Source organism: Mesorhizobium sp. B2-4-15, assembly GCF_006658505.1.
Classification (GTDB): Bacteria; Pseudomonadota; Alphaproteobacteria; order Rhizobiales; family Rhizobiaceae; genus Mesorhizobium.
Window position 1 is genome coordinate 127,939 of sequence record NZ_VFUZ01000003.1, and the last position, 13,208, is coordinate 141,146.

Annotated in this window: 11 protein-coding genes; 5 read left to right on the forward strand and 6 right to left on the reverse strand. The window is 64.5% G+C overall.

The features are described 5' to 3' along the window. Window positions 1–32: 32 nt before the first annotated feature. The 3 genes from FJ930_RS04860 to FJ930_RS04870 all read right to left on the reverse strand — a co-directional run bounded on the left by FJ930_RS04860 (window position 33) and on the right by FJ930_RS04870 (window position 2,904). Window positions 33–788, reverse strand: a complete 756-nt coding sequence (locus FJ930_RS04860) for an SDR family oxidoreductase (RefSeq protein ID WP_141835373.1) — start codon at window positions 786–788, stop codon at window positions 33–35. Between the two features lie 326 nt (window positions 789–1,114). Further along, entirely contained in the window at window positions 1,115–1,855 is a 741-nt protein-coding gene (locus tag FJ930_RS04865; protein WP_140742009.1) for a tellurite resistance TerB family protein, read from the reverse strand. 119 nt (window positions 1,856–1,974) lie between these two features. Further along, a complete protein-coding gene (locus FJ930_RS04870; RefSeq protein WP_141835376.1) occupies window positions 1,975–2,904 on the reverse strand; it encodes a rhodanese-related sulfurtransferase in 930 nt (309 codons plus the stop codon). Between the two features lie 189 nt (window positions 2,905–3,093). Between FJ930_RS04870 and FJ930_RS04875 the strand changes: the two genes are divergently transcribed. After that, window positions 3,094–3,735 carry a 2-dehydro-3-deoxy-phosphogluconate aldolase gene (locus tag FJ930_RS04875; protein ID WP_140742005.1) on the forward strand — a complete coding sequence of 214 codons (642 nt, stop codon included), beginning with the start codon at window positions 3,094–3,096 and terminating at the stop codon, window positions 3,733–3,735. 150 nt (window positions 3,736–3,885) lie between these two features. Here the strand turns inward: FJ930_RS04875 and FJ930_RS29970 are convergent, their stop codons facing one another. The 3 genes from FJ930_RS29970 to FJ930_RS04885 form a co-directional block, all read right to left on the reverse strand. Then, window positions 3,886–4,062, reverse strand: a complete 177-nt coding sequence (locus tag FJ930_RS29970) for a hypothetical protein (RefSeq protein ID WP_181165494.1) — start codon at window positions 4,060–4,062, stop codon at window positions 3,886–3,888. 257 nt (window positions 4,063–4,319) lie between these two features. Further along, window positions 4,320–6,161 carry a DUF882 domain-containing protein gene (locus FJ930_RS04880; RefSeq protein ID WP_141835379.1) on the reverse strand — a complete coding sequence of 614 codons (1,842 nt, stop codon included), beginning with the start codon at window positions 6,159–6,161 and terminating at the stop codon, window positions 4,320–4,322. A 470-nt stretch (window positions 6,162–6,631) separates the two neighbouring features. Beyond that, window positions 6,632–8,167: a sigma-54 dependent transcriptional regulator gene (locus FJ930_RS04885; protein WP_141835383.1), complete on the reverse strand. Its 1,536-nt coding sequence runs from the start codon at window positions 8,165–8,167 to the stop codon at window positions 6,632–6,634. Between the two features lie 172 nt (window positions 8,168–8,339). Here FJ930_RS04885 and FJ930_RS04890 point away from each other — a divergent pair, with 172 nt between their 5' ends. From FJ930_RS04890 to FJ930_RS04905, 4 genes are all read left to right on the forward strand, one after another. Then, window positions 8,340–10,178 (forward strand): M3 family oligoendopeptidase, encoded by a 1,839-nt coding sequence (locus FJ930_RS04890; RefSeq protein WP_181763281.1) that lies wholly within the window; start codon window positions 8,340–8,342, stop codon window positions 10,176–10,178. Window positions 10,179–10,541: 363 nt separating this feature from the next. Next, on the forward strand, window positions 10,542–11,258 hold the full coding sequence (locus FJ930_RS04895) for a proton-conducting membrane transporter (RefSeq protein WP_141835386.1): 717 nt from the start codon (window positions 10,542–10,544) through the stop codon (window positions 11,256–11,258). A gap of 159 nt (window positions 11,259–11,417) precedes the next feature. After that, window positions 11,418–12,575 (forward strand): aminodeoxychorismate synthase component I, encoded by a 1,158-nt coding sequence (locus tag FJ930_RS04900; RefSeq protein WP_181763286.1) that lies wholly within the window; start codon window positions 11,418–11,420, stop codon window positions 12,573–12,575. After that, the gene (locus tag FJ930_RS04905; protein ID WP_141835392.1) at window positions 12,524–13,186 is read left to right on the forward strand and encodes an aminotransferase class IV family protein; all 663 of its coding nucleotides are present in this window, start codon (window positions 12,524–12,526) and stop codon (window positions 13,184–13,186) included. The genes FJ930_RS04900 and FJ930_RS04905 overlap by 52 nt, the downstream gene beginning before the upstream one ends. Window positions 13,187–13,208: the final 22 nt, after the last annotated feature.

A 13,208-nucleotide genomic window follows, 5' to 3' on the forward strand; every position in this document is an offset into this window, starting at 1 on the left:
CGGACTGCGAAAGCCCCGCCGGCATCCGCTGCTCACCCGCGCCCGACAAACGGCATCTTGGTCGCCATCACGGTCATGAACAGCACATTGGCGTCGAGCGGCAGGCTGGCCATGTGGAGGACGGCGTTCGCGACATGCTGGACATCCATCACCGCTTCGGCCGCGATGGAGCCATTGGCCTGCGGCACGCCGACGGTCATTGGCTGCGCCATGTCGGTCAGCGCGTTGCCGATGTCGATCTGGCCGCAGGCAATGTCATAGGGGCGGCCATCGAGCGCCAGCGTCTTGGTCAGCCCGGTGATCGCATGCTTGGTGGCCGTATAGGGCACCGAGCCCGGGCGCGGCGCATAGGCCGACACCGAGCCGTTGTTGATGATGCGGCCGCCCATCGGCCGCTGCTTGCGCATGGCGCCGAAGGCGGCACGCGCGCACAGGAACGAACCGGTGAGGTTGACCCCGACGATCTCGTCCCACACCTCGACCGGGATCTCGTCGATCGGCGTCGACTTGTAGCCCATGCCGGCATTGTTGAAGAGCAGGTCGACGCGGCCAAACGCTTCCGCCACCGTCTCGAACAGATCGTCGACCTCGCCAGCCTTGCTGATGTCGCAGGCAACCGCCAGCGCCCTGGCCTCCGTCGGCCCGGCCTCGGCGATCGCCGCGTCCAGCACCGATTTGCGCCGACCGCAGAACACCGTGTTCCAGCCCTCCTTGAGCAGGGCCGTGGCGACGCTTTTGCCGATGCCCGTGCCGGCGCCGGTGACGATGGCGGTTTTCTGCTCGGTCATGGCTGTCCTCCGAATGTACGTCGCCCCAAAAAGCGCGTAGCGGTTTTGGGACAATGGCATGCGTAAGACAAGAGCCAAGCGGGCGGCGCGTTCCCTGAAGCACCCAAAAAAAGGGTGCCGGTTTTGCTGATTGGGAACGGACTTCGGGGGATGATCGGGGCCAGTTTTCGACGAAGCTGCCCGCCGACAAAAAGGGCGGTCATTGGCGACCGCCCTGATCTGAACCGGGCTTGGGAGGAGGAAAAGCCGATCCGACTGTGTAGAATGATGCGCTTCCTGAGTTAATGAAAGGTTAACGTTGGAAACGTGGCCTGTGCCGTTTTGGCCTACCAGCGGGGATTGGGCGAGGTGCCCGCGTTGGCCGCCGGCACCTTGGCCGCTGAAACCGTCGCCTCGACATGGTCGACCAGCGCGTCCGGCAGGCCGAGCCGTCCGGCGAGCAGGTCGAGATAGCCGCGCTCGGCGCGTGTGTCGGGATCGATCGTGAGGCGCGAGGCAGTGTAGAGTTCGAGCTTCTGCGCGTCGGTATGGGCGCCGGCCACCAGTGTGTCGAGATCGAGCGGCTTCTCCAGTTCGGCCATCAGGAATTTCTCGGCGTCGGCGCCAATCCCTGCAAGGCTGAGCTTGCCGGCGATCTTCTTGCGCTCTTCGTCGTCGACATGGCCATCAGCCTTGGCGGCCGAGATCATCGCCCGCACCAGCGTCAGCGTGAATTCATCCTCGCCTTGCGGCGCCTGCGACGGATGGAAGGCCGTGTCCTTGGGCGGCGGCAGCAATTCCGGTTCGCCGGCGGCTGGCGCTTGCTCCGGCGCGTTGCCGGCCTTGTAGTTCTGGTAGGCCTTGTAGGCGAGGCCGCCGATCGCGGCCAGCCCGCCGAGCTTCACGGCCGCACCCGTCACTTCGCGGCCGGCACCCGTTCCAAGCAGCACCGCCGCCAGCGCGCCTGCGGCCAACGGGTTGTCCTTGGCCATCTGCACCGCCTGCCCGGCCTTGTCGCGGACAGTGCCGCTGGTGCCGGGAATTTGCGAGCCGAGCAGATCGTCGAGAAGCTTCTTGGGATCGAACATTCAATGCCTCCAGCATGGGCCCGGCCGAACGGGCAGGTTTCGAACGCCGAAGACGTAGGTCCCGAAGCTTGACATTGCAATGACAGGCAGCCGCTTTGCCGCGCCCCCGGGTGCCGCGATCAGGATCCGATATGCGGTCCCTTGCCGCGCGCCTCGGCGAGCGCCACCTGCCGCTGGCGCTCCGCGTAGCGCTTGCGGTCTTCCTCCGAGCGGGCGTCGAAGCAGTGCGGGCAGGAAACACCGGCGGCATATTTCGGCGACGTCAGGTCGCTTGCCGTCAGCGGGTGGCGGCAGGCACGACACAGTTCCGCTTCGCCCTCGGCGAGGCCGTGCGATACGGAAACCCGCTCGTCGAAGACGAAGCACTCGCCCTGCCACAGGCTCTGCTCCGCCGGAACCTCCTCGAGGTATTTGAGGATACCGCCCTTGAGGTGGAAGACGTCCTCGAAGCCGAGCGACCTGACATAGGCGGTCGCCTTTTCGCAGCGAATGCCGCCGGTGCAGAACATCGCCACCTTGCGCCCTTCGAGCTGCGCCCGGTGCGCTTCCACCCAGGCCGGGAATTCGCGAAAGCTCGCGGTCGCCGGATCGACCGCGCCCTTGAAGGTGCCGATGGAGACCTCATAGGCGTTGCGCGTGTCGACGACGATCGTGCCGGGCTCGGAAAGCAGGGCGTTCCAGTCGGCGGGCGCCACATAGGTGCCCGCACTCGCCGCCGGGTCGATATCCTCGACGCCCATGGTGACGATCTCGCGCTTCAACCGCACCTTCATGCGGTGGAACGGCATCGCCGCAGCCACGCTGTACTTGACCTCGAGGCCAGCCAGTCCATCGATAGTTTCGATATACTCGATGAGCTCGGCGATCGCGGCTTCGCTGCCGGCAACGGTGCCGTTGATCCCTTCATGCGCCAGGAGCAGCGTGCCCTTGATACCGCGTCCGCAGCAGAAGGCCGCGAGCGGCGCGCGCAGCTCGCCGAACGCGTCCAGCCGGGCAAACCGGTAGAGCGCGGCGACGCGGACAGGCTGGGATGGCGCGGATGGTGTCATTGTCCGCAGCAACTAGACGCTCATGGCAACCGATTCAAGGCGACGCCGTTCATCAGCCCGTCATTCTGTGTGATGGTAATGGCCGGCATGATCACCCCAGGACGCGTGACACCGCGACACGCTTCGTTTCATGGACAGAAAAACACTCGTCTGCTAATCGGTTGAATTGCCCACGATATGGAGAGACAAATGCCCAGCAAGACCGAGAAACTCCTGTCGCTCCTCAATGGCCAGCCGGTCATTCCGGTCCTCAAGATCGCCGATGTGGCCGACGCCGTGCCGCTGGCCCGCGCCCTGGCGCGTGGCGGCCTGCCGGCGATCGAGATTACCCTGAGAACCGCCGACGCTCTGGAAGCGATCCGGCAGGTGGCGGCTGAGGTCGAGGAGGCCATCGTCGGCGCCGGCACCATTCTGGACGCCAGGCAATTCGACGAAGCGGCGTCCGCAGGCTCGCGTTTCATCGTCAGCCCAGGCATCACGCGCGAGCTTCTGGCCGCGGCCGCTGACAGCGAGGTCCCTCTGCTGCCCGGCGCCATCACGCCCGGCGAGATCATGGCCGCGCGCGAGGCGGGCCTGCGCTTCCTGAAATTCTTCCCGGCCGAGCAGTCCGGCGGCATCGCTTCGCTGAAGGCCTTCGCCTCGCCGCTGGCGGATGTCAAATTCTGCCCGACCGGCGGCATCACCGGCAAGAACGCGGCCGACTATCTCAGCCTGCCTAATGTCATCTGCGTCGGCGGCTCCTGGGTCGCGCCCGACGACATGGTCAAGGCGGGCAAATGGGATGAAATCGAGGCGCTGGCGCGCGCGGCGAGCAAGCTCAGGAATAGCTAATGCATGCCCGAAGGTGACATCGGTTTGGGGACAATGACATGCATAAAAAGACCCAAAGCGCGTCGCATGAATCCAGTTCGACGCGCCGCGCTTTAGGCGCATGAAAAACCCGGCCGGCTTTCGCCGACCGGGTCGGTTGCTTGGACATGGTCAGTTACAGACCCTGACCTTCTCGACCACCTTATGGTGATGCCGCCAATGCGTGACCACCCTGGTCCGGCAGTGATGCTTGCCGTTCTTGACGATCACTGTTTCAGCCTGCGACGGAACGATCGCGGCTGACGCGGCCGCCAGGGCCAGAACCGATGCCAATAGAATCTTCTTCATGAATATCCCCAGGTTGGAACGTACGCGCTCTAACCCGTAAACAGAGAGGCCGTTCCGGGTTCACGAGAAGTTCAGGCGCATGTGATTCCACTGGGTGCGGTCCTGTCGTAGCCGGTCATCGCTTCAACCCCCGGCGCACCCATCGGTGCCCTCGCCGATGAGGCCGCAAGCGCTTCGAAACTCCACATGCATCGCGCTTTTGGACAGCAAAAAGCCGCGCGGGTCGCCCAGCGCGGCTTCGGATTCCGGTGCCTTGGTTACTTCGTCTGGAAGCGAGCGACCGACAGGAACTTGACGGCGTTGCCGGTGAAGCGATTGGCATCGGCCATCTGGTTGCCCGACTGGAAGCCGGCTGTATAGACCTCGCTCGGCGGCGTATGGACGATGTTGTAGGCATAGCCCGGCGCCGTCGTCGCGCTGGAAACGGTGGTGACGTTCTCGCCGCTGGTCAGCGCCCAGCGGGCGGCTTGCGGCGCGGCGGCGACCACCACGGCCTTGGGGCCAGGCTTCTGGTCGCGGGCGGTGGCCCTGGCTTCCTTGCGGGTCGTCTTCACGCCGGCGCCGATCGCGGCGACCGGATCGGAACCGGCCGGGCGGGCGGCGACAGCCTGGCGCGGCGATGCGGTATTGACGTCAGACGGATCGTTGAAGGCCGAGCGCGGCTCTTCGGACAGCGACGCAACCTGATATTCGTCAGCATTGCCGACCTGGGCATTGGCCTCGTCAAGCACGGCCTTGACGGCATCCGGCTTGCTCGGCTCAGGCCGCGCCGTCGGCAGTACCGAGAACGCATCGGTCGCCGTCTTGCCGCGATCAGCGGTTTCAGCCAGCGCCATCAGCACGTCCTTGCCGGGCGGCGGTGCGAGATCCGCCGGCAGCGAGTGTTCAGGACGCCATGTCGGCAAGGGGATGTTGTTGGCCGCAACCTGCGCCGGATCGGCTGCCGCCGCCGCCGCCATGGCAGCAGGGTCAGCCTTGCCGAAAGGCATATTCGCCGGCGCCTGCGCGGTCGCCACGGCCTGTTCGGTGGTCGCCGTCGCATCCGCCATGGCGAACGGAACATTCGCGGGCGGCTGCGCGCCGACATCGGCCTTCGGCCGCGGCGCGAAATCGGGCAGCGGAATCTCCTTGGCCGGCAGCGCGGCAATGATCGTTTCCGGCGTATCCTTCTCCGGCTCCGGAGCCTGCTCGTCGGCGACCTGCGGAATGTTGGCGCGCTGTGCATTCTCGGGCGCCACGATGGCGATGCCCGGGAGGTTGCTGCTCTTGGCGGTCGCGGCCGGCTTCAGGTCTCTAGCCTTGGGCGCAGGGGCAGCCGAAGCGGTCTCGACATCGGCGCTATCGTCGGCTTCATCGGAGCCGCCGCCGCCAAACAAGGCAGAGAGGAACCCACCGGACCTCTTGCCGCCGCCGGCACTCGCAAGCTCGACGTTGGGCGTACCAGCACCTTTGCGTGCCTTATAGGAGGCCAGCGCCTGTTCGTAGCCAGGCAGCGGCCGGCCATCGCTCGGCACATGCAGCGTCTTGCCGTTCGGGAACAGGCTGACCAGTTCCTGGCGGCTGATGCCGGGCCAGTGGCGCACATTGCCGACATCCATATGGACGAACGGCGAACCCGAGGTCGGATAATAGCCGACGCCACCGCCCTGCATCTTCAGGCCGATGTTGCGCAGCTTCTTCAGCGGCACGCCGGGAATGTAGAAATCCATTGCCTTGCCGAGCATATGCTGGCTCTTCTCGGCGACGCCCTTGCTGCGGCTGCGCAGCATCGAGTTTGTCGATGGCGAACGATAACCGCAGACGACCTGGATATAGTCGGTGGCGCCGCTTTCCCGATACGCCTCCCAGACCAGGTCCAGCAGACGCGGGTCCATCTTGGTCGGCTCGTTGCGACGCCAGTCGCGCAGGATGATGTTGATCTTCCTCAGGCCTTCCGGATCGTAGCGGCCATTGCGCTTGTAGACGATCTCGGCCTTCTCGTGGGTGTGGAGATGATAGAGCTTCAGCGAGCGAACTTCGGCCTGGGCGCCCGTGGCAACCGCGGCAACAAACCCAAAAGCGACAACCACCGCCGCCAGCCATCTCGGCCAGACGCTCAAATGATTATGACGCCCGTTTGTGAGTCGTTCGATTCTGTTCAAATCAAAAGGCCTTGCAGGCTGCCGTTTGTCCCCGGATTTGCCCAAACGGACGTGTCGTTTTCACATCCGAATATCGATCCTAATGGTTAACCATCACTTATTGAAGTCGAAATGCGGTAACACCATGGCGATTTCCCGTCAAAAATTGTTCACAAAGTTTCTTGGTAAACCGCTGGTTTAGATCACGTTTCCGGCTTTGGCCGAAACACGATCTGTTACCGTTAGCCTTAATGCGTGAACAGCGTCCTATCGAGCGTCGCCTCCAGCCCGCCCTGATGCGGCAGCGACACTCCATCAAGCGATATCGTGGCGGGGAAAACTTGTCCCGGCCTTGGGCGGAAGCAATATCAGGAAAAGCGCGAAGCCATTTTCCTGGAATTGCTTCATAAGCAAAGGAGAGCGGTTCTGCTTCCGTGAAACGATGACCCCTAGGACGCGAGCCGGTCGACGCGGCCTGTTTCCGGATCGATGCCGTATTCCTTGAGCTTGCGATAAAGCGTCGAGCGGCCGATGCCGAGACGCCGGGCGACCTCGCTCATCTGGCCGTTATAGTGGTCGATGGCGAGCCTGATCATCTCGAATTCGACATCGGCCAGCGCCCGCACATTGCCGCGTTCGTCGAGCGCCCGCAGCGTGCCGAATCTGGGCTGAAACATGGCCGGCGGATCAGGCTCGGCCGCCGGAACGGCGTCGCCGACCAGGACCTCCTCATCGCGCGGCCCCGCGGGCGATGGAACGGGAGGCGCGGCATCGTCCGTTTCGAGATTGACGGTGCCTTCAACCTGCGCGCGGATCTGCGGAAAATCATCGATCGTCAGCACGTCGCCTTCACACAGTACCGAGGCGCGGAAGACGGCGTTCTCCAGCTGCCGGATGTTGCCTGGCCAATCATAGGCCTGCAGCACGGCAAGCGCTGCCGCCGAAATGCCTTGCAGGCGACGCCGAGGGTCGGCCGGCGCCACCTTTTCCATGAAATGCGTGACCAGGTGGGGAATGTCGTCGCGGCGGTCGCGCAGTGGCGGCACGAAGATCGGATAGACGTTCAGTCGGTAAAAGAGGTCCTCGCGGAACTTACCGTCCTTGACCTGCTGCAGCAGGTTGCGATGCGTCGCCGAAATCAGCCTTATGTCGACCTTGACGGTCGAGCGGCCGCCGACTGGGTCGACCTCGCCTTCCTGGACGGCGCGCAGCAGTTTCACCTGCACATCGAGCGGCAGGTCGCCGATCTCGTCGAGGAACAGCGTGCCGGAATGCGCCTCGACGAATTTGCCGGTGTGCTTGTCGGTGGCGCCGGTGAACGAGCCTTTCTCGTGGCCGAACAGGATGCTCTCGACCAGATTATCGGGGATGGCGCCGCAATTGACGGTGACGAAGGGTTTCGAGCGGCGGTCGCCGCTGCCCTGGATGGCACGCGCCACCAATTCCTTGCCGACGCCGGATTCGCCTTCGATCAGGATCGGGATGTTTGAGGCAGCCGCTTTCTGGCCGAGGCGTATCACCCTGTCCATGGTCGGACTGTGGGTGATCATGTCCCTGAAGGTCAGCAGCCCGCCGCGTTTGCGCGACGTGCGCTTGACCTCGCCCTCGACCGCCTCGACCTTGAGCGCATTGGAGATCGAAGCTTGCAGCCGGTCGGGCGAAGCCGGCTTGACGACGAAGTCGAAGGCGCCGTGGCGCATCGCCGAAACCACGGTCTCGATGCCGCCCTGCGCGGTCTGGACGATGACTGGCACGCGGATGTCGCGTTCGCGCATCGCCTTCAGCACGCCGATGCCGTCGAGTCCGGGCATGACCAGGTCGAGAATAATCACCGAGACGTCGCGGGCACCGGGCCCGTCAAGCACGTCGAGCCCGGCGACACCGCAGTCGACGACGATGGCCGTGTGGCCGAAGCGCGTCACCGCTGCTTCGAGCAGCCGGCGCTGCACGGGATCGTCATCGACTATGAGTATGGAACCTGTCATGACTGTCTTGGCTTGCCCGCGCCCGAAATCCCATGGATCATCTTGGCACAGGGTTCTAAAGAAGGTTTCAAAAAACCCGGTGAACGAATTCCTTAGGATTTGACCGGCTTCTCCATTCCCCCCGATTCTGGCCCCTTGATTCTGACCTCGTAATTCACAAAAGGTATTGTCGATGCGCATGATGTTTGGTCGGCGGCTTGCGGCACCGGCGTCCGGTCAGGGCGCGGTCGAGCTTGGCGATCTGCCGGAATGGAACCTTGCCGACCTCTATGCCGGCATGGACGCGCCGGACCTGAAGCATGACATCGCCAGGGCCGCCGCCGACGCGATCGCTTTCGAAACGCGCTGGAAGGGCACGCTCGCCACCGAGGCCGGGCGCGGCAGCGCCGGCAGGCTGGGCGAGGCGCTGGTTGCCTACGAAGCACTGGAAGAGCTGATCGGCCGCATCGTCTCCTATGCCGGCCTGGTCTATGCCGGCAACACCGCCGACCCGCAGCGCGCCAAGCTCTATGGCGACGTCCAGGAGAAGATGACCGACGCCAGCGCGCATCTTCTGTTCTTCGCGCTCGAACTGAACCTGATCGACGACGACGCGATCGAAGGCGCGCTCATTGCCGACCCGGCGTTCGGCCACTACCGGCCCTGGGTGCTCGACCTGCGCATGGACAAACCCTACCAGCTCGAGGATCGTATCGAGCAGCTTTTCCACGAGAAGTCGATCACCGGGCGCGGCGCCTGGAACCGCCTGTTCGACGAGACGATGACCGACCTCCGTTTCGACGTCGATGGCGAGGAGCTGACACTGGAGCCAGCACTGAACCGCCTGCAGGACGCTGATGGTGAGGTACGCCGCCGGGCCTCCGAGGCGCTGGCCCAGACCTTCCGCAAGCATCTGCGCACCTTCACGCTGATCACCAACACGCTGGCCAAGGACAAGGAGATCTCCGACCGCTGGCGCGGCTTCGAGGACATCGCCGATTCACGTCACCTCGCCAACCGGGTCGAGCGCGGCGTGGTCGATGCGCTCGCCACCGCGGTGCGCGAGGCCTATCCGCGCCTGTCGCATCGCTATTACGCGATGAAAGCGCGCTGGCTCGGCATGGAGGTGATGAACCACTGGGACCGCAACGCGCCGCTGCCGGAGACGCCGCAGGCGGTGATCGGCTGGGACGAGGCCAGGAACACGGTGCTCTCGGCTTACCATCGCTTCTCGCCCGAGATGGCCGAGATCGCACGCACCTTCTTCGACCGCAAGTGGATCGACGCGCCGGTGCGCCCGGGCAAGTCGCCAGGCGCCTTCGCGCATCCGACCGTGCCGTCGGCCCACCCCTACGTGCTGCTCAACTACATGGGCAAGCCGCGCGACGTGATGACGCTGGCACATGAGCTTGGCCATGGCGTGCACCAGGTGCTGGCCGCCGGCCAGGGGGCACTGATGGCCTCGACGCCGCTGACGCTGGCCGAGACCGCCTCCGTCTTCGGCGAGATGCTGACCTTTCGTTCGCTGCTCGAGCGGACCACAGACAGGCGTGAGCGCAAGGCCATGCTCGCCCAGAAGGTCGAGGACATGATCAACACGGTGGTGCGCCAGATCGCCTTCTACGAATTCGAGCGCAAGGTGCATGCCGAGCGCCGCAACGGCGAACTGACATCCGACAGGCTCGGCCAGTTCTGGCTGGAAGTGCAGGCCGAAAGTCTCGGGCCCGCGATCAAGTTGCGCGAGGGCTACGAGGTGTTCTGGACCTACATTCCGCACTTCATCCACTCGCCCTTCTACGTCTACGCCTATGCTTTCGGCGACTGCCTGGTGAACTCGCTCTACGCCGTCTACCAGAACGCCGAGCGCGGCTTCCAGGATAAGTATTTCGAGATGCTGCGCGCCGGCGGCACCAAGCATCACTCCGAGCTTCTGGCGCCTTTCGGGCTCGACGCCACCGACCCCGCCTTCTGGCAGATCGGACTTGGCGTGATCGGCGGGCTGATCGACGAACTGGAAGCGCTCGACGGCTGATATGTCTCTCGTCCGCGAAGAACAATTTTGGCCGGAATGCATGTTGAGACTGCATTATTCTTGCCCTAAATATTTGTTCTTGAAGAACTCTCTAGGGAAGTTTTCGGATAGCTTTCCATAAGCTCTATGATAGCCTTCGCCGCAAGCTCAGCCGGAGCGCGTGCGGATCGGCGGGGAAAATCTCAGCCGGCCGTGGCGCTCAGGCGAACGCGACAACGGCCGTTGGCCATCGGCAAGCAAAAGCCGATCGCCGGCAGCTCGACCGAAGCCGGCTGTTCCGCGAACCGCGGAACCACCATCGAGTAGTCGCGCCGAAAGTCATGGCCTCATGCCACGGCAGACGGACCTGACTGGAGAGAGACAATGAGCACTTTTTTCTACGTGGTCCTGGCGTTCCTGGTAGGCGTGTTGGTTGGCTGGTTCCTCTGGGGCCGTCTGCGCGGTGAGCTCGACAGCCTGCGCGGCGAACTCAATGCATGTGGCAAGACGCGCGCCGATCTCGAGCGCCAGTTGCGCGAGGCGCAGGCTTCCTCGGGAACCGGCGCGGCGAAGGCCAGTCAGTCGCCGGCAGCCCCGGTGTCGGCGCCGGCTGCTGCCAAATCCGCTCCGGCGGCGGCCAAGGCTGCGCCTGCCAAACCGGCCGCGAAGGCCGCGCCAGCGAAAGCGACCACAGCCAAATCGGCCGCGCCGAAGCCATCCGCTCCAGCCAAACCGGCCGTGAGCAAGCCCGCAGTTACCCCAGCTTCGGCGACAAAGAGTTCGGCCGCGCCCAGGCCGGCAGCCGCCAAGAAGGCTGCACCGGCGGCAGCCAAGCCGGCCACGGCAAAGCCCGACAATCTGCGCCGGTTGATCGGCATCGGCCCAGTCAACGAGAAGCTGCTCAGGGGACAGGGCGTGACCAGCTTCGCCCAGATCGCAGCCTGGACGGCGGCCGACATCGAGCGGATCGAACATGCCCTGCAATTCGGTGGCCGCGTCGAACGCGAGCGCTGGGTCGAACAGGCCAAGCTGCTGGCCGCCGGCGACGAGAAGGAATTCGCCCGGCGCTTCCCCAGCGCGGGAACTTCCAGCAATACCTGAACGGCCAAGGCAAGCGCAGTAACCGGCGACGCCACGGGCGCCGCCGGTTTTCTTTGCCGGCAGGGCAGGTCGCCTATAGGTCGGCTTTGAGGGACAGGGCGCCGTTCCCTCGATTGCGCGCGGCCGGCCTCCCATATAGAGCGATCGTCGGCCTTATCGATCTCGGTTCCCATGTCCCTGCCCGCCGCCATTTTCCGCAACGACGACAGCGCGCGCCAGCTCGTTTTCGACCGGCCGGCCGACATCATCGTGGCGCATGGCGCCCGGGATTTCGCGCCGGCGCTGCAGGCCGCGCAAGCCGCGCACGACGCCGGCAAATGGCTGGCCGGCTATTTCTCCTACGAGGCGGGTTACCTGCTCGAGCCGAAACTTGTGCCCCTGCTGCCGGGGAGGCGCCGCGCGCCGCTGGTCTGCCTTGGCGTCTTCGATGCGCCGGTCGAGGAGGCGGTGCCTTTACGCACGGCAGCGGCGACCAATGGTCCAATCTTCGATGCAAGGGCGGCCTGGTCGTTCGACGACTATGAGAAGCGCTTTACGCGGCTGCACCAGCACATCAGGCAAGGCGATTGCTACCAGGGCAATCTGACCTTTCCGGTGCAGGCGCAATGGTCGGGCGATCCGCTGGCAGCCTTCGACGCGCTGACCGAACGCCAGCCGGTGAAATATGGCGCGCTGGTCGCAATGGGGAACCCGATCGTGCTGTCGCGCTCGCCCGAACTCTTCTTCGAGATCGACGCGCAAGGCATGATCGAGACCCATCCGATGAAGGGCACCGCGCCGCGCGGTGCGACCAAAGCCGAAGACGAACGGCGGAAGAACTTCCTGCGCAACGACGAGAAGAACCAGGCCGAGAACCGGATGATCGTCGATCTCCTGCGCAACGACATCTCGCTGATCAGCGAGGTCGGCACGCTGGAGGTGCCGGAACTGTTCCGCATCGAGAGTTACCCGACCGTCCACCAGATGGTCAGCGACGTCAGGGCGAAGCTGCTGCCGGGACTGTCGATTCGCCAGATATTCGCGGCGTTGTTTCCCTGCGGCTCGATCACCGGTGCGCCGAAGATCCGCGCCATGGAAATCCTGCACGATCTGGAAGGCACGCCGCGCGACGTCTATTGCGGCGCCATCGGCTGGATCGCTCCCGGGGGCACGATGCGCTTTTCCGTGGCGATCCGCACCATCTCGCTCTTTGACAATGGCGAGGCCGTCTACAATGTCGGCGGCGGCATCGTTTTCGATTCGGTCGCCGAAGAGGAGTATCAGGAGTGTCTGCTCAAAGCCCGCTTCGCGACGGGGACACCGCCGATTTCGAGCTGATCGAGACCATGCGCTGGGAACCCGGGACCGGTTTCCTGCGCTTCGATCGCCACCTTGCGCGCCTCTACGGCTCGGCGGCTGAACTTGGCTTCATCTGCGACCCGCAAAGGATCGCGGAAGTGTTGAGCGACGCCCTCGATGGCGCCCGTGGCGCCATGCGCACCCGGCTTGCCTTGTCGCGCAACGGCGACGCGACCGCCTCGGCGCAGCCCTATGAACCGCTCGCCGCCGACAAGATCTGGATGCTGCGGCTGGCGCGAACGAGGCTCGATTCGAGCAACACACTGCTGCGCCACAAGACCAGCCGGCGCCAGCTCTACACCCATGCCCGCTCCGAATATCTCGTCACCCAGGCCGACGAGGTGATCCTTGCCAATGAACGCGGCGAAATCTGCGAGGGCACCATCACCAATATCTTCGCCGATTTCGGCGACGGCGTGCTGGCAACACCCCGGCTCGACTGTGGCTTGCTGCCTGGCGTACTGCGCGAAGCGCTTCTGGATGAAGGCCGGGCCGAGGAAGCAATCTACAGCTACGATGATCTGACGTTGGCCAAGGCGTTGTTCGTCGGCAATTCGCTGCGCGGCCTGATCCCGGCGAGGCTGGCCTGACAGGCGGCCCGGAGAATGCGAC

Coding starts and splice junctions, on each gene's coding strand:
- FJ930_RS04860 (WP_141835373.1), bottom strand. CDS start 788: ATGACCGAGCAGAAAACCGCCATCGTCACCGGCGCCGGCACGGGCATC.
- FJ930_RS04865 (WP_140742009.1), bottom strand. CDS start 1,855: ATGTTCGATCCCAAGAAGCTTCTCGACGATCTGCTCGGCTCGCAAATT.
- FJ930_RS04870 (WP_141835376.1), bottom strand. CDS start 2,904: ATGACACCATCCGCGCCATCCCAGCCTGTCCGCGTCGCCGCGCTCTAC.
- FJ930_RS04875 (WP_140742005.1), top strand. CDS start 3,094: ATGCCCAGCAAGACCGAGAAACTCCTGTCGCTCCTCAATGGCCAGCCG.
- FJ930_RS29970 (WP_181165494.1), bottom strand. CDS start 4,062: ATGAAGAAGATTCTATTGGCATCGGTTCTGGCCCTGGCGGCCGCGTCA.
- FJ930_RS04885 (WP_141835383.1), bottom strand. CDS start 8,167: ATGACAGGTTCCATACTCATAGTCGATGACGATCCCGTGCAGCGCCGG.
- FJ930_RS04890 (WP_181763281.1), top strand. CDS start 8,340: ATGCGCATGATGTTTGGTCGGCGGCTTGCGGCACCGGCGTCCGGTCAG.
- FJ930_RS04895 (WP_141835386.1), top strand. CDS start 10,542: ATGAGCACTTTTTTCTACGTGGTCCTGGCGTTCCTGGTAGGCGTGTTG.